We start from the raw sequence: 23,184 nt of genomic DNA on the forward strand, positions 1-23,184 counted from the left end.
CATGGGAGCGCGTGTGAAGGTCACAGATCCAGAAAAACTAGCCTTGCTCTATGAACGGTTTCGAGATGTGTGTTTGGTTGAGAAAGAGGTCTGGAAAGAAATCTTTATGCCACGGGAGGTGACCGGAGGGCCGGTCAGAACGAACATTCAGGATCGGTATGACGTTGAGATTAACGACCTCGACATTGAGCATGCCATTGAGGCCAACATCTCACGGGGGAGTACGATCTTGGGCGCGGCCATTGATGAGTACCGCGCCCACATCGTGTTTTTCAAGAAACAGGATTAAAGCCTCTCCAACGCCGCGATCCGTACCTCAAGCGGGGGGTGCGTTGAGAATAAGCTCATAAACCCACCAGTGTTGCCTGAAATCTTCATCGTTGCGAGTGCGTCTTGCGTGGAGTATTCGAATTGAGCACGATTCACCCATCGATCAATCGCTCGGAGCGCACTGATCATCGAGTCTTTCCCGTACACCTTGGCAGCAAACGCATCGGCTCCAAATTCTCGACGACGTGAAAACCAACTGATGACGACGGAGGCCAGGATGCTGACGATGATCTGTATTACCAGTGACAGACCGAAACCTAAGGCTGCCTGATCCCGCTCCGCGAAGAAACGCCGTACCCACATGGCGATGTAATACACAAAGGTGTTCATCAGCCCGGCTAGCACAGTCGTAGCGAACATGTCTCCGTTATAGACGTGACCCATTTCATGAGCCAGAACAGCCTTTACCTCATCTTCTTTGAGGTTCTCCAGTAATCCGGTTGACACCGCCACCATCGAATTGTTTTTGCTTGGTCCCGTCGCGAAGGCATTGGGATCGGGAGAGTTGTAGATCCATACCTCAGGCATGGTGATATTTAACCGTTGGGCGATTTCCTGCACGGAACCATACACAACCTGTTCCGCGTGAGAACGAGGCTGGGTGATCTGCTGGCAGTCGAGCATGGCGCGCGCCATTTGCTTTGAGAATGCCAAACTGATGAATGCCCCACCGAACCCGAACATGGCAGCCCATACCAACGATGTTAGATCGACAGAACCGCGGACATCGACTCCGAACATCGGTAAGATCACGTTGATCACAATGGGGATGGTGATTGACAGCGTCACCATGATGAGAATATTTGCGATCAGCAGCAGACCTACGCCTTTAAGCCACTTCATTATGAGCCTCCTTGGAAACAAACGACCGCCTCATGTGAGGCAACGAGCTGAACTGCCATGATTATACACAAACCCGTTGCCTGCGACACACTGTCAGTCATAGAGTGCATAGGGCTATGAGTAAGACCTCATTATTCAAAGTCAAGATGAGTGAGGTCTCTGAAAGTACGTGGATAACCTTGACCGTCTCCCGACGCTCCTGTTAGAAAGCCATGATCATGAGGGTTGATGCAACATGCTTCTGGACACTGGTGATAGGGAGTTGGTTGACCCTAGTGCCTATGTCGGTTGGACTCGCTGCGGATACTTTCATGCCAGGCCCGCCGACCATTGTCTCCATTTCTCCTGATGGAGTTCAACGGGCTACCATTATTCTCGACAGTTATTCCTACTCACCGAACCATCTGGTCGTGGAGAGCGGCAAGCCAGTTGAGTTGACCTTGACGAGTCGTACGACATTCATACCCCATAACTTCGTCATGAAGGAGTTGTTGGCCGGTCTTTGGATTGAGCAGGACGTTGGTGCAGGGAAAACTATCATCGCGAAACTCGTTCCCACTCACCCTGGGTTCTTTCCGTTCTTTTGTGATAAACGACTGTGGCCCATCCCCAGTCATCGAGATAAGGGAATGGAAGGACTATTGGAAGTCAGGTAATGGATCTCCCCACGACGACCCTATCTTCCAAGCACGAGCTGCTCTGTGACCTTCTCAAGCAAGTTTCCCGTCTGTTTTACACAACGTTAGTTGTTGTGCCGGCGAATGTTCGTGATCAAGTAGGATTGGCGTATCTCTTTGCCCGGGCCGCCGATACGATTGCCGATACGGAACTGATCGACCGATCGCGTCGTCTCAGTTTGCTTCACCGCTTCAGCGAGCAATTTCTCGGTGAGCAGCTCGACTGGGCTCAGATTCGTACGATTCAGCAGGCTGTGGGACCGCTTCAACGCGTGTCGGCTGAACGAACCCTGCTCGAACGGTTGGACGAGTGTTTCCGCCTTTTGCTCACCTGTTCGCTGGACGACCGACGTAGGATTCAGCGGGTGATGACGACCCTGACTCAAGGAATGGAAATGGACCTGAGTACGTTCCCTGGGGCTTCCGTGGAGGATCTCACCGCGCTCAAGACCTTTGATGATCTGGACCTTTACACCTATCATGTGGCCGGATGTGTCGGCGAGTTCTGGACCGATCTCATGTGCGCTCATCGCAAGGCGCTGGCGAGCTGGAATATTCAGCAGATGTCGGACATCGGAGTACGATTTGGCAAGGGGCTGCAACTGACGAACATCGTCAAGGACATTGCCCATGATCTGCAAAATGGGCGTTGTTATATTCCAGAAATGATGCTCCATGAAGCTGGACTGAAGCCGCAGGACCTGTTGCAGCAGACCAATCTTCCTCGCTTCAGACCTGTGCTCCGCAAACTCATTCGTCTGGCGGTTGAGCACCTTGATCAGGGTTGGCTCTATACGATGGCCATCCCACGCTACGAAACTCGGTTGCGGCTGGCTTGTATGTGGCCGATTCTCTCTGCCGGAGAATCGCTCAAGCTCGTCATGGATTCCCCTGATCTGTTGAATCCCGCCGTGAAGGTCAAAATCCCGCGCAGCAAGGTCTATCAGATCATAGCGATGACGACAGGTACCGCTGCGTGCGCATACGCCGGAACTGCCTATTGGGGGCATTTACGCAAGCAGATTGTGTGAGGATCTGCAGGCCTTCGTCCTACCCTATTTTTTTCTGCGGTTCCAAGAGCTTGTCGCCCTTCTTGAAAACGGCGTAGATTGCCTGTGAGGGGCAAGCGTCGAGGCAGAGCCGGCAGCTTTCAAGACAGCGCGAAGGATCAAATTTGTAAGGTGGTGTTGAGAGCCAGGCGCTGGTCGGGCAAATCGGCACACAGACGGCCTGGTGCGTGCAGCGGTCAGGGTGGCGGACGAGGTGATCACGAATGACTAACATGGGCTTGACTCCTTCAAAGAGGCCTTGAGAGAAGATCTCGAACATATTTCTTTTCGGCAAGCTGCTCATTTCCATTCCTTGACGAGTTCTTTGAGCCGATCTTTGAGCTCAGGAATCTGTTCGAGATTATTCTGAATCGCACCGATGATCTTTTCCAGCCGAGCCGAGCGAAGCGCTTCCTTATCCTTCTTCACCACACGGTCATAGTCCTCATAGGCTTGTCCGTGTTTGGGTTCCAGATGTTTCCTGGCATCCACCAGGGCTTGGCCCAACTCCCACGGTTCCGGCGCCGGGAGAGAAGCGATCGTAAACGACCCATCGGTAAACACGATGACCGAGGCACTCGGTTTCCCGGTCAAAGGAACCACGGCTTCAATCGTTTTGCGTTCGCAGACGTTCCAGTCCAGCGTGAGTCCAGGAAACTGTTTGGTGAAGGCCACCTTTTCCATGTTGGCCTTCCATTTGTCTTCGGTTGGCATGGATGTATAGTGGTATCGAACAGGAAGCCTTACAGTTTTTTGAGCGGTACCAGCTGTTCTGGAACCGGATGGTCAGGCATGAGCAATCGAGTGACGATTTCACCGTTCAGCACGTGCCGCTCCATGATCTCGGTGACATCGTCCTCCGTACCGACCCAGTACCACACGCCTTCAGGATAGACTACGACACTTGGCCCGAGGTCACAATGATCGAGGCAACCGGCTTTGTTTGCTCGGACAACCCCTTTGAGATTTAACCGCTTCGTTTCACTCTTGAAGTGCGCATGAAGTTTTTCCGAACCCAAGTTCGCGCAGCAGCCGCGTGGATCGTCTTTTGGACGCTGATTCGTACAGATGAAGATATGTCGTTGAAATGATGGCATTGGGTTAGGTCGCTAGACGGGCATCGTCAGGGTATTGAGCCGTTCCATCAGGAGCGTCACATCGTCGCCCCTTAAGAATGGAGATGGGTGCTGGGTTGTGTTCAGGATAGTCGAGATCTCATGTAACCGCAATGATGCTCGTCGGAACTCGTCGCCCTTGGCGAGTTCCGATACGTGCTCAGCACGTAACTTATCGAATTCAGTACAGATGTCACGGAAGTCACGTTGTAAGTTTTTGTGTATCGAACACGGGGTGCAATACCATTTTGGACTTTGATCTGATAGCGGAGACAGGCGATCGTAAGGGCGGCCGAAAAAGTCTTTTCCCAGGGAAAGCTTTGTCAGTGGACCGTTGCCGGCTCCGCAGGCCTGACAGGATTCGCTCCAGGAGTCCATCTTCACCTCCATACTAAACCACATCGAAGAAGGGTGCATCTTACAACACGCTTTTCCAGACTGTCCACGGGCAGCACCGCAGATGGTGTGGCGATCAACCCGATCACGTTGTGGATCCATGTATAATGACACAATGAGGCTTGCAGTGCTCATAGCCGGAAGGGGGGACCTTTTATGGTCATCGGTGTTCCGAAGGAAATCAAAGATCATGAGTATCGTGTCAGTCTGACGCCGGAGGGTGCAGCGACCCTTCGGCAAAGTGGGCATGAGGTCTGGCTTGAATCGTCTGCCGGGCAGGGCAGTGGATTTAGCGATGATGAGTATCGTAAGGCTGGGGCCTCGGTTGCCGGTTCGAAAGAGGAGGTCTTCAAGAGAGCTGATTTGATTGCGAAGGTGAAAGAGCCGTTGCTTGCTGAGTGCCATCTGTTTCGTCCAGGCCAGGTCCTGTTCACGTATTTACATCTTGCCTCACTCGTGGATGTGACCAAGGAACTTCTGAGTGGTAAGGTCACGGCTATTGCGTATGAAACGACCGAGTCGAAAGATGGCAGTCTTCCGATGCTCAAGCCGATGAGTGAAATCGCCGGACGAATGTCGGTGCAGATTGGTGCTCAATATCTGGAGAAAATCAACGGAGGTCGAGGTGTGCTGTTGGGGGGAGTTCCGGGAGTGGAACCGGGCAAGGTCGTCGTACTTGGAGCCGGGATCGTTGGAAGCTCGGCGATTCGTATTGCGGTCGGGATGGGAGCCCAGGTGACGGTGATCAATTTGGATGTTGAACGGTTGCGGCGTCTCGATGATCAGTACCAGGGCCGGATTATCACGCGCGCTGCGAGTTCTACGACCATTGAGGAGGCTGTGTGCTCAGCAGATCTTGTTATCGGCGCTGTACTGGTCCCCGGAGCCAAGGCACCCACGCTGGTGTCCCGTTCGCTGGTCTCACGGATGAAGCCTGGGTCGGTGATCGTGGATGTTTCTGTCGATCAGGGGGGCTGTGTTGAGACCACAAAGCCGACGACTCACTCGGCGCCTGTCTATGTCGTTGATGGCGTCGTACATTATTGTGTTGCTAATATGCCAGGAATCGTTCCTCGCACATCCACCTACGCTCTGACCAATGCGACGTTGCCGTATCTGCTGCGGCTCGCGTCTGACGGTGTGGATCGAGCGATTCACGCTGATCCGGGGTTGGCGAAGGGGGTTAACCTTAAAAATGGAAAAATTGTTCATCGAGGTGTGGCTGAAGCTCATGGGTTGCCTTTTACCCCCGTCTTGTAAGACAATCAGACGTTCGGTTTGTCTACTTGGTCTTGTCGGGGCGTAGCGCAGCCCGGTAGCGCACTGCGTTCGGGACGCAGGGGTCGGAGGTTCAAATCCTCTCGCCCCGACCAAACCAAGCTTCCTCCATCAGAAGTCTACTCTTTCCAAGTCAAGGGCGACAGGATACAGGCCTCCAGTAATCCTTGTCTGTTTTCACCTCGCTCGGCTAGGTCCTCCCGATAACTCTATATCGTGATTGACAGTGAGAGGATGAAACCCAACGGTGTTTTTCTTTCATGGCAAACTGCATGTTCTGCGAGCGGTCTCTACATTCAGGTATGTCATACATTGCTCGTGCCGAGCATTTACAAAATCTAGATCGTGGGCTCAGTTTCTAGCGTGGAAATGTAAAACGCGTGACGCATCTGAAGAGGTGTGAGAGTATCCGCTGGGTAACGCCGCGCAGGGTAGTTGACGAGTCATGAGTATGGTAGAGCCAGATGCCTCAATCGGGCGATGAACCACCCGTTCGAGTACACGTTCTCGTGGTCGGTCGTGTGCAGGGAGTAGGGTTTCGTGCATTCGCGGCACGTATCGCCACCAGGCTGAATCTGTTGGGGGGCGTCCGCAATCTTGTTGACGGCCGGGTTGAGCTGGAGGTCGAGGGTGGGAAACTGGTGATTGAAGACCTTCTGCGAGAATTGAAAGTCGGTCCTCCAGCTGCGCATGTCAGGACGATTGCGGTGGAATGGAGCGTCGCAACCGGCCGGTATTCACACTTCGACATTTGGCAGTAAGGAACGAGGAGTCATGAGTCGACAGGAAGACGAGGAGTCCGAGTTGAGCGAAGCTCGACGGCACACTGCCGATGATATGGACACCTCAGAACCTGTGACCGCATCTGATCAGGGCGAGCGAGAAACAGGTCGATCAGAAGGTCTTGACACGCTGAAGAGCTACTTGCGGGAGGTTCGTCGATCGACACTGCTCACCTTCAAGCAAGAACAGCAGCTCGGCAAGCGAGTGATGGCTGGCGATGAGCAAGCCCGGCAAGAGATGATCGAATCGAATCTGCGGCTTGTCATCAGCATCGGGAAGCGCTACATGCACCGAGGGTTTCCGTTTTCCGACATCGTGGAGGAAGGCAATTTAGGACTGATCAAAGCAGTCGAGAAATTCAATTATAAGCGGGGCTTCAGGTTTAGCACCTACGCGTCTTGGTGGATCCGGCAATACATCGAGCGGGCGATCATTAATCAAGGTAAGCTGGTGCGTCTGCCTGTGCACGTGGTGGAGCGTCTCAATCGTTATCTGAGTCGTGTCGAGCAGTTGGTGCAAACTCTCGGGCGGGAGCCGAGGGCGGCCGAAGTGGCTGCCAAGATGAAGACATCGGAAGAAGAGGTATTGGACCTGAAGCAGTTGGTGCGTACGACCTGCTCACTCGATAGTCCGCTGAATGACCACACTGATACTTTTCTGCGCGATGTGATCGAGGATCCCGTTGGGCTCTTACCTGATGAGACCGCCGATGGGGTTCGGCGGAGGACGGAACTGATGGCGTGGGTAAAGGAGTTGCCTGAGAAAGAGCAAACTGTTATTGTGTCAAGGTTCGGACTCGACGGTGACGAGGCGAAGACGCTCGAAGAAATCGGTCGTACCATGGGGCTGACTCGTGAGCGCGTCCGACAGATCGAAATGGCGGCGTTAGTTCGGCTTCGCAACACGATCGGCAGAAAAGCCATGACACAGGCAGACTTGCTCTAAATCCAGTGACCACCGTCAACTATCAGGCACTCATTCGCGAAGTGCCGGACTTTCCGAAGCCCGGTATTCTCTTTTATGACATCACCACACTCTTAAAAAATCCTGCTGCGCTTCGGAGTCTTGCCGACCAATTGACGACTCGGTATCAGGATCGAGAGATCACCAAAGTTGTCGGGATTGAGTCGCGGGGGTTTATTTTTGGCGGGATTCTTGCCGCCCGTCTCGGAGCTGGATTTGTTCCAGTTCGTAAGCCTGGAAAACTTCCGGCTGATTGTTATGAAATCAAATATAGTCTTGAGTATGGACAGAACAGTCTTGCCGTGCACCGTGACGCGATCCAAATCGGAGAGCCTGTGCTGATCGTCGACGACTTGTTGGCGACCGGAGGAACGGCAGAAGCGACGGTCCAGCTTGTTCGTCAACTTGGTGGGACGATTGTCGGACTGGATTTTCTGGTTGAACTGAAGAGTTTGAGGGGACGCGACAAACTCGCTGGGTACGAGGTTCATTCAACCATTACCTATCCATAATGGTTAGGTATCCTTCTGAGCCACTTGCCCAAGGGGCACAGGGCGTGGTATACAAGCCGGAATTTTCTGACCCTCCAACTACGTACCTTATTTCTGGAGCGGACTCTCTTTATGGCAACAAAAATACAGGCAAAGAAGAAGGGTGAGGCAAAGACGAAATCAGTGGATGCTGTCATCAAGAAATCTCAGTCAGCGACCACGGAGGCAGCTGCGGTGCCTAAGGTGACGTCCGAGGTTGAGATAACGGTGCCGGTGCGGCCTAAGGAAACGGCGAAGGAGCGGGAAGCACGGGAACAGCGTCAGGATGTGCTTCATAAAATGCTCATTAGCAAACGCCAAGAGATTATTAGAGAGATCGAAGAGAGTTTGGGGCAGTCGCTGACTGAAGATCAGCAGCGGCGCCTGGAATCAGCGCGTGATGTCGGCGACCAAGCCTTAATGGATCTTGAGCGTGAACTTGGGATTTCGTTGATGGAGATGCGTAATCGCCGTCGCCAGTCGATCGATGAAGCTCTCACTCGGTTACATGACGGGACGTACGGGATGTGTGCCGAATGTGGGATTGAGATTAGCGAAAAGCGTCTCCAGGTGGTCCCCTTTGCCAAGCTCTGTGTGGAGTGCCAATCGCGCGTGGAATTGCTGGAGAAAATCGAACGCGAAGAGGATCGCGACTAGCTTACAACATTCCCTCTCCCTTCACCCTGCATCCTTTCCTTTCCCCTCATGAATGGGCAGATTTCAGAGCGAGCGGTCGTTCTTGCTAGTGGCGGATTGGACTCCACTGTCACGGCAGCCATTGCACGACGCGATGGGTATGCGTTGTACCTACTGACCATTGCATACCAACAACGTCACGCGGTGGAGGTTGAGCGGTCGAGACAGGTGGCGACGGCTCTAGAAGCTCACCAGCATGTGGTGATCAACGTCGATTTAGGGACGATTGGTGGATCGGCCCTGACCGGCAATCTGTCGGTGCCGAAGCTTCGGACTGAATCTGAACGGAGCCGGGATGTGCCTGTGACCTACGTCCCAGGCCGAAACCTGATTTTTCTATCTTTGGCTGCGGCTCACGCGGAAGCGCTGGGAGCCTCGATCATCTACTTCGGCGCCAATGTCATTGACTATTCTGGTTATCCAGACTGCCGTCTGGAGTTCATCCAAGCCGTGGAGGCAGCACTTCAAACGGGAACAAAAGCAGGAATCCAGGGCAAGGGCATTGAGATTCGAGCGCCACTGCTTCGGATGTCGAAGGTGGAAATTATCAGGCTGGGCCTGACTCTGAACGTTCCCTTTCATCTTACGCATAGTTGTTATGACCCAATCGGGGCGATTGCCTGTGGGCAATGTGACAGCTGTCTGATTCGGAAACGGGGATTTGCGGAGGCGGGAGTTGTAGATCCGATTCAGTATGCGGTATGTTGAGCCAATAGTTCGACTCGAATAAGCAGATCAAGATCTATGCAATCATCATCACTAATACTGTGTGCGAGTCTTGTTGTCGTGATTCTTGGTGCCACATCGGGGTGTAGCCAACATGAGGTGGAACCAAAGGGAACGGCTACCGTGGCCTCTGCACCGGTGGAATTGCGGGAAGGAGAGCAGAAGTTCAACGCCAACTGTTCACTCTGCCATGGGATCGGCGGAGTCGGAACGACTCAAGGCCCGTCGTTTCTTCACAAGGTCTATGAACCGAATCATCACGGCGATGAAGCGTTTCAACGAGCGGCGGCTAATGGAGTAAAGGCGCATCATTGGCAGTTTGGCGACATGCCGAAGATCGATGCCGTCAAACCTGGTGATGTGGACCACATTGTAAAGTACATCCGCTGGCTTCAGAAGCAAACTGGCATTTTTTGACCGTCCTACCTCATTGTCTCTCATCATCTAGAACAATCTGACGTGATTACTGTCGGGTGGGTGTCCATTTCTTGGCCCGTTCTTCGGATTCGGTAATCTGGCTGCGAGTCATTCGTGTGGCGATAGTGTCGCGTGATTCAACAGCTCGCTTCTCACCATAGGCTGCTGAAAGGCTGTACCACATGTGCGCTTCAACAAGACTCTGAGGCACGCCCCGCCCGCGTTCATACATCATTCCGAGCTTGGCAAATGCGAGCGCATGTTGCTGTTCGGCTGCTTTCTGAAACCAGAACAACGCCATGTGATCACTGTACGGGGCTCCCTGTCCAAGTGAATAGAGTGTTCCAAGATTGACTTGAGCACCTGCGTGTCCTTGATCGGCGGCCTTTTTAAACCAATCCTTGGCCTCGAGGTAGTTTTGTGGAAGACCATGCCCTTCGCTATAGTGTATGCCCAATTGATTTTGAGCATTGGGATCGCCGGTCTGAGCATGTTTGAGGACTTCGCTCACGGCTGGTTCGCCAATGAGTAGTTGTGGTGGACTAGAAGGGGGAGTGGTGCAGCTTGATGTGAGAAAGGATACCAAAAGAAGTCCTACGAGAGTCACATACTGGTAGGGTAGCCGGTGAGCCATTCTGAATGATTGTGAACGTGATTAATGTCTGCTGGCCAGTTAGCGAACTACAGCTCGATATCCTACGCAGTGGGAGGGCGCAACTTCAAGGGGGCCAATCGCTGGTAAGGGGTAGACTGATGGAGAGCCCTGAAGGTAATCACGTTCTCCAAAGGCGTTCGTGTAGCCTACGGTATGAGTGGCGAGCAGGATAAGCCGACTTCAAGGAGTGTATCTCAGTTGGTGGTCGCAGATGACAAAGAGCAAGCTGAAGAAACCCATGGGCTACTGTTCTTGAAGTGAATTATGGGCTTTGGGCTTCCAATTCCGTGCAAGAAATTGTGCCTGTTCGATTTGGGTCGGCGTCATATTCGTGGCCAGACGATCTCGCCACTTCGCTCCATTCTCCTGCCCGTTAGCCGCCGCCAAGTTGTACCACTGGTAGGCTCGGATGACATCCTTGGGAACACCCCGTGCCTTTTCATGATAGGTGGCGATTAGGAACATCGCTGGTCCATGCCCCTGGTCCGCGGCAAGGTGGCACCACCGTAGAGCTTCCTGATAGTCCTGCGGCATCCCACGACCGATGTCCGACAGCACACAGAGCCGATAGAAGGCACCGATATGTCGCTGGGTGGCCGCCATGCGGTACCATCGAACGGCTTCCCTATGGTCTTTCGGTAAGGCGTTCTCATATCGCAAGCCCAGGTTGTACTGATCCTCGGCGCTCCCTTGTTCTGCGGCTGACTGCAACTCATCGATCCGTGACGTTGTGTCCCGCACGTCGACGTAGGGGGATTTCGGTGGATCGATGCATCCCGACAGGGTGCAAAGAGCGGTCATCATTATGAGATATCGCAGGCAGGTCTTCATAATCCCTCTCATTCGAAACGTCCCTGCATTGGCTGCTGCCTATCTGAGCAGCAGCCAATGCAGGAACTACTCTAGCACATCTCGCTCTCTAGAAAGCTACCATACCAAGCGTACCATCACGAGCTTCTTCTGCCACGCCCTATTGCTTTCACTGAAGAGAAAAGATATTTGTTAGCCTTGGCATCAAGGTGAAATCTTGGCTCTTGTTGTGGTGCGGAACATTACGAGAAGCACCCTCCTTATGGGAACCTTGTTCCTTGTGTCCACGTTATCGGCTCAGGCTCAACAAGAGTTTTCGCCTGGGTCGCTCGAAAAGGGCATACTCTTGGTCGCGAGTCCCTCGCTGAGTGATCCCAACTTCCATCAAGCCGTCCTGCTCATTATCGAACACGGACGAGGCGGGACGGTTGGGCTCATTCTGAACCGCGCTACGAATGTGCTGGTATCCGAAGTCTTGCCGGATTTTACTGCGCTGAAGCGTACTACTCACCGGTTGTTTGCCGGAGGGCCAGTCGAGCAAACGCAGCTGATCCTGTTGTTCAGACTCACGCAGCTCTTGCCTGATACACGTCAGATTGTCGATGGAATCTACGTGGGCACGCCTCGCGTCCTGGAACGCATCATGACTCAGCCTAAACCGACCGAGACCTTCCGCGCATTTTCCGGATTCGCCGGATGGGCACCGGGGCAGCTCGAACATGAAATGCTCGAAGGGGCATGGGGCGTTTTGCCGTCAAATGCGTTCAATATATTCGACATAGACCCGGCCACACTCTGGCCGGACAGCATCAGCCGTCTTCAGGCCCCCAGAACTATTTCCATTGTGCGATAGACGGGTAGACCGGTTTCTCTGTGCGCCTGTTGGAAAGGTGAGGTCGTCTTAAGCGACCTAGCCCCGTTCGATTCAATCACTCGACTCCTGCTGCACGACATGCTCCGAAGAACGTTGTGATGTCTTCCACGACGGGGACTCTCTGTCGGTTCCACCATGACAGGGCTTCGATAAGATCGGTGTGATCGGCATTCGGATAGATGCGTGATCGTACGCAGCCGCCTCGTTGCTTGATACGCTGCTCCAGCCTTTCAAGATTGGCAAGTTTCACGGCTGTGTCTTTGTTGCCGTAGAGCAGCAGCATCGGCGGTTGTGTGCCGTCGATGAACGTGGTGACCTGCATGTTTGGATAATTCTGCGGTGGGCCGAATATGTCTTCCAGATCAGGTTCGTCAGGAGTAAAGGCGTAGGGGCCGGCGAGGCCGGCGAAATCGTGAACGGTCAGTGAGCGGTCTTTTCCCACGTCGGCAAGGTAGTGGGGATCAGCGGCGAGCAACGCGCCGATATGAGCTCCGGCGGAATGCCCTACCACATGGATTCGAGCTGGATTGCCGTGCCACTCGACGATGTGATCAGAAACCCATGCCAGAGCCCTCGCCCCGTCTTCGACGAATACTGGAAAACGCACTTGGGGATACTTTCTGTAATCGGGAATGACGACAATAAAGCCCTCCTTTACGAATGTCGCAGCGATAAACCGATAATCTTCCTTGGCCCCATAGGTCCAGCGTCCACCATAAAAAAAGACAAGCACGTCGAGTTGTTTCTCCATAGTGTTGGCGGGAATGTAGACGTCGAGTTTCTGTAATAGCTCTGAGCCATACGCCCGATCATGCTCAACAGCCATCTCGACCAAGTGGGTGGGAAGGTTGGCGGCTGTGAATGCCGCTTGGGTACAGGCAGACATCAGAAGCAGGTGGGCAAGGAGCAGGATTCTGGAGCATCGGTCTTTCACGTCATTCATCGGATATGGCCTCACATCGTTCTCGCTACGGCAGAAGTCAACTGTTCATAGCATGGGTTGATCGCGAAGGACTCCTGCACGTCGTAGTTCGTATAGTAACTCCTTAACTGCTTTGTGTCCTCTTCAAGAAGTTGACAGGGTTTGGAGGTTCCAGTAGGATGACAAAACCTTTAATGCCCATCCAGTGAGGTGGGCAAGGAGCCAATCATGAATTTCTGTCCGGCCACGGCCGGTTTCACATCAACCTTCTCACTGATAGGCAGTGGGGAGGTTTTTTTATATCAGGATTCGACAAGAACCTGGATCGCATAATCATCTTGCCCATGACGACTTCTACGAATAAACCGACAGATCGAAAAAATGAAAAATTGATCATGGATGCGGGGGATATCTCTCGCGCCATGATGCGCATCGCGCACGAGATTTTGGAGCGGAATAAAGGGGGGAAGGATCTGGCACTGGTGGGAATACGAACCGGTGGTGTGCATCTCGCCCATCGGCTTGTGAAACGTATCCAAAGCATCGAGGGTGTACAGGTTCCCATCGGCGAATTGGATATTACCTTATATCGTGACGATCTGGCCTTACGAAAGAATCAACCGATTCTGAGAAAAACGTCCGTACCATTCGACATGACGCATAAAGTCGTCGTGCTTGTCGATGATGTCTTGTTCACTGGAAGAACGATACGGGCGGCGATGGATGGGCTGATGGACTTGGGACGTCCAGAGGAAATCCAGCTGGCGGTATTGGTCGATCGTGGGCATCGACAGCTGCCGATTAAAGCGAATTATATCGGGAAAAATCTACCGACCTCCCGAGAGGAGCAGGTTCAGGTGCTGTTGGATGAAGCTGGGGAAGATGACCGGGTGGTCATCTTACAATCCTGAATCGGAGGATCCCATGAGCCTCAAGCGCAAAGATCTGCTGAGCCTCGCTTCGTTGTCTGTGGACGAGATCATGCTTGTCCTGGAGACCGCAGATTCTTTCAAGGAAGTGACTGGGCGCGAAATCAAAAAAGTGCCGGCTCTCCGAGGCAAGACCGTCGTGAATCTTTTCTTTGAGCCGAGCACCAGAACGCGTACGTCCTTCGAATTGGCGGCCAAGCGTCTCAGCGCCGACGTGATTAACTTTTCTCCCTCCTCTAGCAGTGTGGTGAAGGGAGAAACATTGCTCGATACCGCCCGCAACATCGAAGCCATGCAGGCGGACATCATCGTCCTCCGCCACTCCTCGGCCGGCGCCGCCGAAACCCTGGCGCATGGCGTCAAGTCATCCGTCATTAACGCAGGCGATGGATGGCATGAGCACCCGACGCAGGCATTACTCGATCTCTACACGATCCGGCAACGAGGCATGAATTTCAATGGGCTGCGCGTGGCGATCGTGGGAGATGTGTCGCATAGCCGTGTGGCTCGATCGAATATCTATGCGCTCATCAAGCTGGGCGCCGAGGTGCGTCTGGTGGGACCGCCAACGATGATGCCGAGTCGGGTGGAGAAACTAGGCCCGAAAGTTTACTACAACATGGATGAAGGTTTGCGCGACGTACATGTGATTATGATGCTTAGGCTGCAGTTGGAGCGGCAGGGACGTGCGCAGTTTCCGACGATCCGGGAATACTCAAGGCTCTATGGCTTGACTGCTGAGCGAATGCGACTGGCCGACGCCGGCGCGATCGTGATGCATCCGGGACCGATTAACCGAGGAGTGGAAATTGCGCCAGATGTCGCCGATAGTTTGTCCTCGGTGATTCTCGATCAGGTGGCCAATGGCGTCGCCGTGCGCATGGGAGTTCTGTACCTCATGTCCGGGGCAAATTCCTAATCTGATGATTCATGAGAGAGGAGCGTTGCGTGTCGATATTGATTAAGGATGGTCGGGTCATTGATCCAGGTAAGTTTGACGGCATCGCCGATGTGCTGATCGAGAACGGTCAGATTGTCGCGCTAGGGTCGAATCTTTCAGCCCCGGTCGGCGTCCGGACCATTCACGCTACGGGGAAGTTGGTGGTACCGGGGTTCGTTGATGTCCACGTCCACTTTCGGGAACCGGGATTCGAGTACAAAGAAACGATTCAGAGTGGCAGTGCTGCGGCGGTTGCGGGCGGATTTACAACGGTGTGTTGCATGCCAAACACGAACCCGGTGAATGACAATCAAGCCGTCACGGAGTTTATCCTAGAGCGATCCCGGCTGGCCGGCCTCGCCAATGTGTTGCCGATCGGGGCCATCACGAAAGGCTCGGAAGGGAAGGAACTTGCGGAGATCGGTGATTTACGGCGGTCTGGTTGCGTGGCGATTTCTGATGATGGTAAGCCGGTCATGAACAGCCTGGTGATGCGGCGAGCGATGGAATATGCCGTGGCCTTTGATCTGACAGTCGTCGACCATTGCGAGGATCTGCATCTGGCAGAAGGCGGCTGTATGAATGAGGGGTTGATCTCAACCGAGCTTGGGTTGCCGGGGATCCCGTCAGCAGCTGAAGATGTGATGGTGGCGCGGAATCTCTCACTTTCGGAGCTGACAGGAGCTCGTTTGCATCTTGCCCATATCAGCACCGCCGGGTCTGTTCGCATGGTGCGGGAGGCGAAAGCTCGGGGTATCCGCGTGACGGCCGAAGCCTGTCCTCATCATTTTACGCTGACGGAAGAACTAGTGCGCGGCTATAACACCCACGCCAAGATGAATCCCCCTCTGCGTACCTGGGCCGATGTCCAGGCGATCAAGGAGGGCTTGCGGGATGACACGATCGATGTGATTGCGACCGATCATGCCCCCCATGCGACGCAGGAGAAACAGCAGGATTTCACCGAGGCCCCATTCGGAATCGTGGGACTTGAGACGGCGCTTCCGCTGACGTTGGGGTTAGTAGAGGAAGGGGTGCTGTCGCTGGAACAAGCGATTCAGAAACTGACCTCGGCTCCGGCTGCGGCATTCGGACTCAAGAAAGGGACGTTGACGGTCGGTGCCGATGCCGATGTCGTCCTCATCGATCCGCAAGAACTGTGGGAAGTTGACCCGTCCAAGTTTCGATCCAAGAGCCGCAATACGCCGTTTGTGGGGTGGAAGGTGAAAGGGCGAGTGATGACAACCATTGTAGGGGGCAAGATAGTGTTCGAGGACGGTCCGGTGGAGCGGTAGTGCTGTGCGACGGTTGCCCCACTGGGGGATGGTCGGGTGTCTTGCTCTTGAGTGGGTCGCGCTGGCTGTCTGGGTTGGAGGCATGATCGTACTGAGCGGAGCGGTGATCCCGGCGGTGTTCAATACATTCGGAGGACAGGATTCTGGGGGCATGTTGTTGACCCGAGCATTCGACGGGTACCATCGTTTCGTCATCGGAGCTTGTGTGATCCTCAGCGCTGCGGTGTGGTATCGTTGGTGGAGTGGGAATCCAATCGTGGCGGTCGGTCGGGGTGAGGTGATCGTCCTGGCCAGCATGGTGCTCATAGCCGGGCTCATCATGATGGTATTGCACCCCAATGCCGTGGCGCTTCAAGCCCAGGCATTCGCAACAAAAGATGAGACAGCCAAGAAAGCGGCGTTAGAGGCGCTGTTTCGTGTGCTTATGCCGACTCGGTCGTTGTATATGATGAATCTGGTCTTGGGCATCGTGCTTGTCGTGATCAAGGTGAACGGTTCACTTGATCTGAATAGAAAGCAGTCGTGAAAAAAGCATTACTGGCACTAGCAGACGGAACGGTGTTCGAAGGCCGCGCTCTTGGCTACGAGGGCGAAACGGTTGGAGAGGTCGTCTTTAATACGGCGATGACCGGTTATCAAGAGGTTCTGACCGATCCATCCTATAAAGGACAGATCATCACGATGACCTGTCCCCATATCGGAAACTATGGTGTCACACCTGAAGATGTAGAATCCGGTCGGTCATGGGCAGAGGGGTTCGTGGTCATGGAAGCCAGCCGTCTCGCCAGTAACTGGCGAAGTCGACAGACCCTTCAGGAATCACTTGCGGAAGCAAAGGTGGTTGCGATCGAGGGCATCGATACGAGAGCCTTAACAAGGCACTTACGCGAGCATGGGTCACAGCAGGGAGTCATCACGCATCTTGATCTCGACCCCGATCGAGCTGTGCAACGAGCCAGGCAGGCTCCCGCTATTATCGGTCGAGATTTGGCTGCTGAGGTCACCTGCGCACGTTCCTATGACTGGACAATGGGAACCGGAGATTGGGCACCGTTGGCACACGGTAAGGAACGTGGACCGTCCAGGCCTTGGCGAGTTGTAGCCTATGATTTCGGTATTAAACACAACATTCTGAGACGATTGGTGGATGTCGGCTGTCAGGTGACGGTAGTGCCAGCTGCGACATCAGCAGAGGAAGTCTCGGCTCTACAGCCAGACGGCATTTTCCTTTCAAATGGACCTGGCGATCCGGAAGGCCTTCCCTATGCCGTGAAGACAATGGAGAAACTGATCGGCCGCTATCCGATCTTTGGCATTTGCTTGGGCCATCAGATTCTCTGCTTGGCCTTTGGCCTCAAGACCTATAAGCTGAAGTTCGGTCACCATGGGGCGAATCATCCTGTGATGGATCTGCGGACGAGAAAAGTCGAAATCACGTCGCAGAACCATAATTTTGCCGTGCAGGGTCCTACATCATTCCGTGAAGTACCGAAGTTCCCACCAGTGGTCGATACCCGCTATGGCAACCTGTCGCTCACCCATGTCAGTTTGAACGACTACTCGATTGAGGGGATGGCCTGTCTCGATCACCCGGTCTTCTCGGTCCAATACCACCCGGAAGCGGCACCGGGACCTCATGATGCTGCCTATTTGTTCGATGAATTCGTGCGTCTTATGGAGACTCATCATGCATAACCGTGTTCTCATTGGGGTCATCGGACTGGTGCTGTCTGGATGCACGTTTAATTTCCCACTGTTTCCAGGCCCGGGGCCTCTGCAAGAGGCGCAGGTCGAGGGGACCGGTAAAGCAAAAGTGCTGCTGATCGAAATTTCCGGGATGATCAGCTCTCAGGAAAAAGATGGACTCCGGTCCGCACCCAGCATGATTGCAAGCGTGAAGGAACAGCTGACCCGGGCGGCTAAGGATGAGAACATCAAAGCCGTTGTGCTTCGTATCAACACGCCTGGGGGAACAGTGACGGCGTCGGATATTATTTATCACGAGCTGAAAACGTTCAAAGCCAGTCGCAAGGTCCCCATTGTGGCATCTATTATGGATCTAGGGACTTCAGGGGGCTACTATATCGCCGCCGCCGCGGACACGGTACTGGCGCATCCTTCATCCGTGACCGGCAGTATCGGCGTGATCATGCTCACCATGAATGCGCGAGGGCTGTTGGAGAAGGTGGGCGTGGAGGCTACGGCTGTGACGTCGGGGCCTCGCAAAGATATGGGTTCGCCGTTTCGGACCATGACGACTGAAGAGCGCGCCATCTTTCAAGGGCTGATCGATTCGTTTTATCAGCGGTTTTTGAATGTCGTGCAGGAAGGCCGCTCTAATTTACAGATGGAGCAGATCAAACGGTTAGCTGATGGACGAATCTATACCGGAGAGCAAGCGAAGGAGGCTGGTTTGGTCGATGGGATCGGCTATCTCGAGGACGCAGTCGAATTAGCCAAGAAGAAAGCTGGTCTGACGGAAGCTCGAGTCGTGACGTACCAACGGCCTGGAGAATATTCGAACAACGTCTATTCCAAACTGTTGGCGCCGAGTGGGCTTGCTAGTCTTGCCGATCTCGATCTCCTGACAGTTGTCCGTGGGGGAACTCCCCAGTTCATGTATATGTGGATGCCATAGGGAGAGAAGGCGCCAATCGCATGACTGAGAGTATCGAGACTGATAAGATGATGCGAAGCGGCCTTGATCGTGAGATTCGAGATGACAGAGTCGGCAGATCAGCAGATCGACCTCCTGTTTTCAACGCCCATCGAGCGTCGTGCGTTGCTTCGCCATTGGGCTCGCGGAATATGGGGAGTGACGTGCCTTTCGTGTCTTGGAACAACGGCTGGTGTGCTTGCAACTCTGGGGGGATGTGTCCGCGCGCCAGGAACGGCACGAGATCAATTCATCTATATCTCTGAGGAAAAAGAAATGGCGATGGGCATCAGCGGCTATCGCGAATTACTGCGACAGGCTCCAATCAGTAACGATCCTGAGTTAACTGAGATGGTCAACCGGGTTGGTCAGCGAATTGCCGCGGTGGCCAATAAACCAGAGTATGAGTGGGAGTTCGCCATTATTCGGGACGACCGCATGATCAACGCCTTCGCGCTTCCGGGTGGCAAGGTTGCCGTGTTCACGGGCATTCTAAAGTTGACGAAGAACGAAAACGGGTTAGCAACCGTGATTGGGCATGAGGTGGCGCATGCGCTTCAACGCCATGGGGCAGAGCGGTATAGCCGAAGTATCCTTGAAACGATCGGCCAAGTCGGTGCGTTGGCAGCCGGAGCCGCAGTCGGTCGTCCGGATGCGGCGATGGCGGCGATGAGTGCCTATGGAGTTGGGGTTTCGCTGCCGTTTGGAAGAAAACAGGAATCGGAGGCCGACTATATCGGACTGAAGTTAATGGCGCAGGCTGGCTATGACCCTCGAGAGGCCGTGCCATTTTGGGAGCGCATGAGCGGGTGTCCCAGGCAGATGATCGATAAGGTCTGTTTTCGGTCGAAACATAATGTCCCGGAGTTTTTGTCCACACACCCCTCCGATCTGGCGCGTATCAACCAGATTGAAACGTGGCTGCCGGAGGCCATGAGGTATTATCATGCGGCGCAGGGCGATGCTCCCTCTGTACCGCCGGTCCCGTATCACCCACGGATTGGTCCCGCGCTTCCGTCCAGCTGATCGACCATCACAACACCATGCCAAAACGTACGGACATTCAGTCAATCCTCATGATCGGTTCCGGTCCGATCGTCATCGGCCAAGCCTGTGAATTTGATTATTCCGGCACACAGGCCTGCAAAGCCCTCAAAGCGGAGGGGTACAAAGTCATTCTCATCAACAGCAATCCGGCGACGATCATGACGGATCCAGAGATGGCTGATCGGACATATGTCGAACCGATTACCTTAGATGTGGTTGAGAAGGTAATCGAGCGAGAGCGCCCGGATGCCTTGCTTCCGACCATGGGCGGACAAACGGCGCTGAACACCACCATGGGATTGGTGAAGCGAGGGGTTCTCGAGAAATACAAAGTCGCGCTCATCGGCGCGTCGGCGGAAGCGATTCATAAAGCGGAGGATCGGGATGCCTTCAAACAGGCGATGCATCGAATCGGCCTGCGAGTGCCGACGAGCGGCACGGCGCATACGCGACAGGAAGCGCTGGCCATTCTGGAGACGGTCGGCTTCCCCGCGATCATTCGGCCGTCCTTTACCATGGGGGGGACCGGCGGAAACATCGCGTACAATCGTGAGGAATTCGAGCGGCTGATCGATTGGGCGTTGGCCATGAGTCCGGTCAGTCAGGTGTTGATCGAAGAGTCGGTCATTGGATGGAAAGAATATGAATTGGAGGTCATGCGCGACCTGAAAGACAATGTTGTGATCATCTGCCCTATCGAAAATTTCGATCCGATGGGCGTGCATACAGGAGACAGCATCACGGTCGCGCCAGCCATGACGTTGAGCGATAAAGAATACCAACGGATGCGGAACGCAGCACTGCGTATCATCCGAGAGATCGGGGTTGATACGGGAGGATCAAACATTCAGTTCGGTATCAACCCTGCCAACGGGGAGATGGTTGTCATCGAAATGAATCCTCGGGTCTCTCGAAGCTCAGCGTTGGCCTCAAAGGCCACCGGGTTCCCGATCGCCAAGATCGCGGCCAAGCTCGCTATCGGCTACACGCTGGATGAGATCTCCAATGACATTACCGGTGTCACGAGGGCTTCCTTTGAACCGGCGATCGATTACGTAGTTGTTAAGATTCCGAGATTTGCTTTTCAGAAGTTCAAGGGGGCCGATCCGACCTTGACGACGCAGATGAAATCGGTCGGGGAGGTGATGGCGATCGGACGTACCTTCAAGGAGTCTCTCCAAAAAGCCATTCGCTCCCTGGAGTTAAACCTCAATGGGTTGGCGTCCCGGTTTGGGCTTGATCGAGGTATTTCAGCCGAGTTTAACCGGTCAGAAGCGATCGAGAAGCTCAACCGGGTGCTGCGGACACCAGTAGCTGAACGACTGTGGTATGTGGCCGATGCCATGCGCCTGGGATTCACGGACGAGGAACTGTTTGCCACGACCAAGATAGATCCCTGGTTTTTAGACCAAGTGAGACAACTGGTGGACTTCGAACACATGCTTGCTGGTCATGCTGCCAACCCAGCGACCGTGTTGGGTAGTGAGTTGCTCTGGGAGGCGAAAGAACTCGGATTTTCGGATGATCGGATCGCACAATTGCTCGGATGCGAGCCGGGTGCAGTTCAGATCGCACGGACACAACAAGGGGCACGCGGAGTCACCTATAAACGAGTTGATACCTGTGCTGCTGAGTTCGAGTCGCAGACACCGTATCTCTATTCCACCTACGGCAGGGAGTGTGAAGCCCGGCCATCAAACCGACAAAAGGTCGTGATTCTTGGCGGAGGCCCGAATCGAATCGGGCAGGGGATTGAGTTTGACTACTGCTGTGTTCATGCGGCCATGGCGCTTCGAGAGGAAGCGGTCGATACGATTATGGTCAACTGCAACCCGGAAACCGTCAGCACGGATTACGATACCTCCGATCGACTGTACTTTGAGCCACTGACGCACGAAGATGTGCTCAATATTGTGCATCGTGAGCAGCCGCTTGGAGTGGTCTTGCAGTTTGGGGGGCAGACGCCGTTGAAACTCGCGCTTTCGCTCTCGAACGCCGGTGTGAAGATTCTCGGGACTAGTCCTGATGCGATCGATTTGGCGGAAGATCGAGAGCGGTTCCGGGAACTTCTCAATCGGTTGGGGTTACGGCAGGCGGAAAGCGGAATCGCCCGATCCATTGAGGAAGCGGTGCAAATCGCCGGACGGATCAGCTATCCGGTCATGGTCCGTCCATCCTATGTGTTGGGTGGCCGGTCGATGCAGATTGTCTATGATGAAGTCGGCTTGCTGGAGTACATGCATTCCGCCGTCAAGGCGTCGCCCAATCATCCGGTCTTGATCGACAAGTACCTGGCCGATGCCATCGAAGTCGATGCCGATGCGATTTCGGACGGTGAAACTGTGGTCGTGGCAGGAATCATGGAGCATATCGAAGAAGCTGGTGTCCATTCAGGCGATTCGGCCTGCTCCCTTCCTCCCTATACACTCGACAAGACCATTGTGCGTGAGATTGAGCGTCAGATGTGCATGTTAGCGCTGGAGTTGGGGGTTATCGGGCTCATGAATGCACAGTTTGCCGTCAAAGGGCAGACGATTTTTGTCCTTGAGGTCAATCCACGCGGATCTCGGACCGTGCCATTCGTCAGCAAGGCGATCGGCGTACCCCTCGCAAAGTTGGCCATGAAAGTGATGATGGGGAGAACGCTCAAGGAACTCGGATTTACGAGCGCTCCTCTCCCCAAGCATTTTTCGGTCAAAGAAGCGGTGTTTCCATTCAATCGATTTCCCGGGGTCGATGTGCTGCTGGGGCCGGAGATGAAATCGACCGGTGAAGTGATGGGTATCGACGAAGATTTTGGATGGGCGTTCGCAAAATCACAAGCAGGGGCAGGGGCGGTGTTGCCGACGTCAGGAACTGCCTTTATCAGTGTGAAAGCCTCCGACCGTCCCGCTGCGTTGGAAGTGGGTAGGGCGTTAAACAAGTTGGGGATGCGTATTCAGGGAACGAGTGGGACAGCGGGGTATTTACGTGAACATGGGCTTACCGTGGAAATTGTGAACAAGGTGACTGAGGGGAGGCCGCACATCGTCGATCACATCAAGAATGGCTCGATCGCCCTCGTCGTGAATACGGTACGAACGGCCTCGGCGCATCTGGACTCGTTAGCCATCCGGCGGGAAGCCCTTCATCGCAGCATTCCGTATTTCACGACGATGAGGGGCGCGCATGCTGCGGTGATGGGTATCGAAGCGATCGTCAAAAAGGGCTTAGCAATTCGCACATTGCAAGAGTATCATCGGCCATAACCTGT

The 23,184-nt window shown here is 54.2% G+C and carries 27 protein-coding genes and 1 tRNA gene; 20 read left to right on the forward strand and 8 right to left on the reverse strand.

Annotation, left to right across the window (positions count from 1 at the left end):
* Position 1 precedes the first annotated feature (1 nt).
* Positions 2 to 289, forward strand: coding sequence for a hypothetical protein (locus tag E8D52_16055; protein ID TKB65902.1), 288 nt, complete (start codon positions 2 to 4; stop codon positions 287 to 289).
* On the opposite strand, the gene htpX is transcribed toward E8D52_16055, so the two are convergent.
* Positions 286 to 1,173, reverse strand: coding sequence for a protease HtpX (gene htpX, locus E8D52_16060; protein TKB65903.1), 888 nt, complete (start codon positions 1,171 to 1,173; stop codon positions 286 to 288). The genes E8D52_16055 and htpX overlap by 4 nt on opposite strands.
* A 212-nt stretch (positions 1,174 to 1,385) precedes the next feature.
* Between htpX and E8D52_16065 the strand changes: the two genes are divergently transcribed.
* Positions 1,386 to 1,829, forward strand: a complete 444-nt coding sequence (locus tag E8D52_16065) for a quinol oxidase (protein ID TKB65904.1) — start codon at positions 1,386 to 1,388, stop codon at positions 1,827 to 1,829.
* Positions 1,829 to 2,881, forward strand: a complete 1,053-nt coding sequence (locus tag E8D52_16070; protein ID TKB65905.1) for a squalene/phytoene synthase family protein — start codon at positions 1,829 to 1,831, stop codon at positions 2,879 to 2,881. The genes E8D52_16065 and E8D52_16070 overlap by 1 nt, the downstream gene beginning before the upstream one ends.
* Positions 2,882 to 2,900: 19 nt before the next feature.
* Here the strand turns inward: E8D52_16070 and E8D52_16075 are convergent, their stop codons facing one another.
* The 4 genes from E8D52_16075 to E8D52_16090 are packed head-to-tail and all read right to left on the reverse strand — an operon-like array spanning position 2,901 to position 4,392.
* Positions 2,901 to 3,209, reverse strand: coding sequence for a hypothetical protein (locus E8D52_16075; protein TKB65906.1), 309 nt, complete (start codon positions 3,207 to 3,209; stop codon positions 2,901 to 2,903).
* On the reverse strand, positions 3,200 to 3,613 hold the full coding sequence (locus tag E8D52_16080; GenBank protein TKB65907.1) for a hypothetical protein: 414 nt from the start codon (positions 3,611 to 3,613) through the stop codon (positions 3,200 to 3,202). The genes E8D52_16075 and E8D52_16080 overlap by 10 nt, the downstream gene beginning before the upstream one ends.
* Positions 3,614 to 3,642: 29 nt before the next feature.
* A complete protein-coding gene (locus tag E8D52_16085; protein ID TKB65908.1) occupies positions 3,643 to 3,996 on the reverse strand; it encodes a (2Fe-2S) ferredoxin domain-containing protein in 354 nt (117 codons plus the stop codon).
* A 12-nt stretch (positions 3,997 to 4,008) separates the two neighbouring features.
* Complete coding sequence (locus E8D52_16090) at positions 4,009 to 4,392, reverse strand: hypothetical protein (protein TKB65909.1); 384 nt, start codon at positions 4,390 to 4,392, stop codon at positions 4,009 to 4,011.
* A gap of 174 nt (positions 4,393 to 4,566) precedes the next feature.
* Between E8D52_16090 and ald the strand changes: the two genes are divergently transcribed.
* From ald to E8D52_16130, 8 genes are all read left to right on the forward strand, one after another.
* Positions 4,567 to 5,670 (forward strand): alanine dehydrogenase, encoded by a 1,104-nt coding sequence (gene ald, locus E8D52_16095; protein TKB65910.1) that lies wholly within the window; start codon positions 4,567 to 4,569, stop codon positions 5,668 to 5,670.
* Between the two features lie 36 nt (positions 5,671 to 5,706).
* Positions 5,707 to 5,783, forward strand: a tRNA-Pro gene (locus tag E8D52_16100).
* 369 nt (positions 5,784 to 6,152) lie between these two features.
* On the forward strand, positions 6,153 to 6,449 hold the full coding sequence (locus E8D52_16105; protein ID TKB65911.1) for an acylphosphatase: 297 nt from the start codon (positions 6,153 to 6,155) through the stop codon (positions 6,447 to 6,449).
* A complete protein-coding gene (locus E8D52_16110) occupies positions 6,379 to 7,416 on the forward strand; it encodes a sigma-70 family RNA polymerase sigma factor (GenBank protein ID TKB65912.1) in 1,038 nt (345 codons plus the stop codon). The genes E8D52_16105 and E8D52_16110 overlap by 71 nt, the downstream gene beginning before the upstream one ends.
* A 5-nt stretch (positions 7,417 to 7,421) precedes the next feature.
* Positions 7,422 to 7,946 carry an adenine phosphoribosyltransferase gene (locus E8D52_16115; GenBank protein TKB65913.1) on the forward strand — a complete coding sequence of 175 codons (525 nt, stop codon included), beginning with the start codon at positions 7,422 to 7,424 and terminating at the stop codon, positions 7,944 to 7,946.
* A 111-nt stretch (positions 7,947 to 8,057) separates the two neighbouring features.
* On the forward strand, positions 8,058 to 8,621 hold the full coding sequence (locus E8D52_16120) for a hypothetical protein (GenBank protein TKB65914.1): 564 nt from the start codon (positions 8,058 to 8,060) through the stop codon (positions 8,619 to 8,621).
* A gap of 48 nt (positions 8,622 to 8,669) precedes the next feature.
* Entirely contained in the window at positions 8,670 to 9,368 is a 699-nt protein-coding gene (queC, locus tag E8D52_16125) for a 7-cyano-7-deazaguanine synthase QueC (protein TKB65915.1), read from the forward strand.
* Positions 9,369 to 9,404: 36 nt separating this feature from the next.
* Entirely contained in the window at positions 9,405 to 9,803 is a 399-nt protein-coding gene (locus tag E8D52_16130) for a cytochrome c (GenBank protein TKB65916.1), read from the forward strand.
* Between the two features lie 46 nt (positions 9,804 to 9,849).
* Here E8D52_16130 and E8D52_16135 read toward each other — a convergent pair whose 3' ends face one another.
* Positions 9,850 to 10,437, reverse strand: coding sequence for a sel1 repeat family protein (locus E8D52_16135; GenBank protein TKB65917.1), 588 nt, complete (start codon positions 10,435 to 10,437; stop codon positions 9,850 to 9,852).
* Positions 10,438 to 10,701: 264 nt separating this feature from the next.
* Entirely contained in the window at positions 10,702 to 11,301 is a 600-nt protein-coding gene (locus E8D52_16140; protein TKB65918.1) for a sel1 repeat family protein, read from the reverse strand.
* 229 nt (positions 11,302 to 11,530) lie between these two features.
* Between E8D52_16140 and E8D52_16145 the strand changes: the two genes are divergently transcribed.
* The gene (locus tag E8D52_16145; GenBank protein ID TKB65919.1) at positions 11,531 to 12,121 is read left to right on the forward strand and encodes a YqgE/AlgH family protein; all 591 of its coding nucleotides are present in this window, start codon (positions 11,531 to 11,533) and stop codon (positions 12,119 to 12,121) included.
* Positions 12,122 to 12,197: 76 nt separating this feature from the next.
* Here E8D52_16145 and E8D52_16150 read toward each other — a convergent pair whose 3' ends face one another.
* Positions 12,198 to 13,085 (reverse strand): alpha/beta hydrolase, encoded by an 888-nt coding sequence (locus E8D52_16150; protein TKB65920.1) that lies wholly within the window; start codon positions 13,083 to 13,085, stop codon positions 12,198 to 12,200.
* Between the two features lie 323 nt (positions 13,086 to 13,408).
* Between E8D52_16150 and pyrR the strand changes: the two genes are divergently transcribed.
* The 8 genes from pyrR to carB all read left to right on the forward strand — a co-directional run bounded on the left by pyrR (position 13,409) and on the right by carB (position 23,179).
* Entirely contained in the window at positions 13,409 to 13,975 is a 567-nt protein-coding gene (pyrR, locus tag E8D52_16155; GenBank protein TKB65921.1) for a bifunctional pyr operon transcriptional regulator/uracil phosphoribosyltransferase PyrR, read from the forward strand.
* A gap of 13 nt (positions 13,976 to 13,988) precedes the next feature.
* Positions 13,989 to 14,912, forward strand: a complete 924-nt coding sequence (locus E8D52_16160) for an aspartate carbamoyltransferase catalytic subunit (GenBank protein TKB65922.1) — start codon at positions 13,989 to 13,991, stop codon at positions 14,910 to 14,912.
* A gap of 29 nt (positions 14,913 to 14,941) precedes the next feature.
* Positions 14,942 to 16,228 (forward strand): dihydroorotase, encoded by a 1,287-nt coding sequence (locus E8D52_16165; GenBank protein TKB65923.1) that lies wholly within the window; start codon positions 14,942 to 14,944, stop codon positions 16,226 to 16,228.
* Between the two features lie 4 nt (positions 16,229 to 16,232).
* A complete protein-coding gene (locus tag E8D52_16170; protein TKB65924.1) occupies positions 16,233 to 16,754 on the forward strand; it encodes a DUF4149 domain-containing protein in 522 nt (173 codons plus the stop codon).
* Positions 16,751 to 17,923: a glutamine-hydrolyzing carbamoyl-phosphate synthase small subunit gene (carA, locus tag E8D52_16175; GenBank protein TKB65925.1), complete on the forward strand. Its 1,173-nt coding sequence runs from the start codon at positions 16,751 to 16,753 to the stop codon at positions 17,921 to 17,923. Before E8D52_16170 ends, carA begins: the two co-directional genes overlap by 4 nt.
* The gene (gene sppA, locus E8D52_16180; GenBank protein ID TKB65926.1) at positions 17,916 to 18,866 is read left to right on the forward strand and encodes a signal peptide peptidase SppA; all 951 of its coding nucleotides are present in this window, start codon (positions 17,916 to 17,918) and stop codon (positions 18,864 to 18,866) included. The genes carA and sppA overlap by 8 nt, the downstream gene beginning before the upstream one ends.
* 81 nt (positions 18,867 to 18,947) lie before the next feature.
* Positions 18,948 to 19,910, forward strand: coding sequence for a M48 family metallopeptidase (locus E8D52_16185; protein ID TKB65927.1), 963 nt, complete (start codon positions 18,948 to 18,950; stop codon positions 19,908 to 19,910).
* A 17-nt stretch (positions 19,911 to 19,927) separates the two neighbouring features.
* The gene (carB, locus tag E8D52_16190) at positions 19,928 to 23,179 is read left to right on the forward strand and encodes a carbamoyl-phosphate synthase large subunit (GenBank protein ID TKB65928.1); all 3,252 of its coding nucleotides are present in this window, start codon (positions 19,928 to 19,930) and stop codon (positions 23,177 to 23,179) included.
* Positions 23,180 to 23,184 lie beyond the last annotated feature (5 nt).

The organism is Nitrospira sp. (assembly GCA_005116745.1).
In the GTDB taxonomy this organism is placed as follows: domain Bacteria; phylum Nitrospirota; class Nitrospiria; order Nitrospirales; family Nitrospiraceae; genus Nitrospira_D.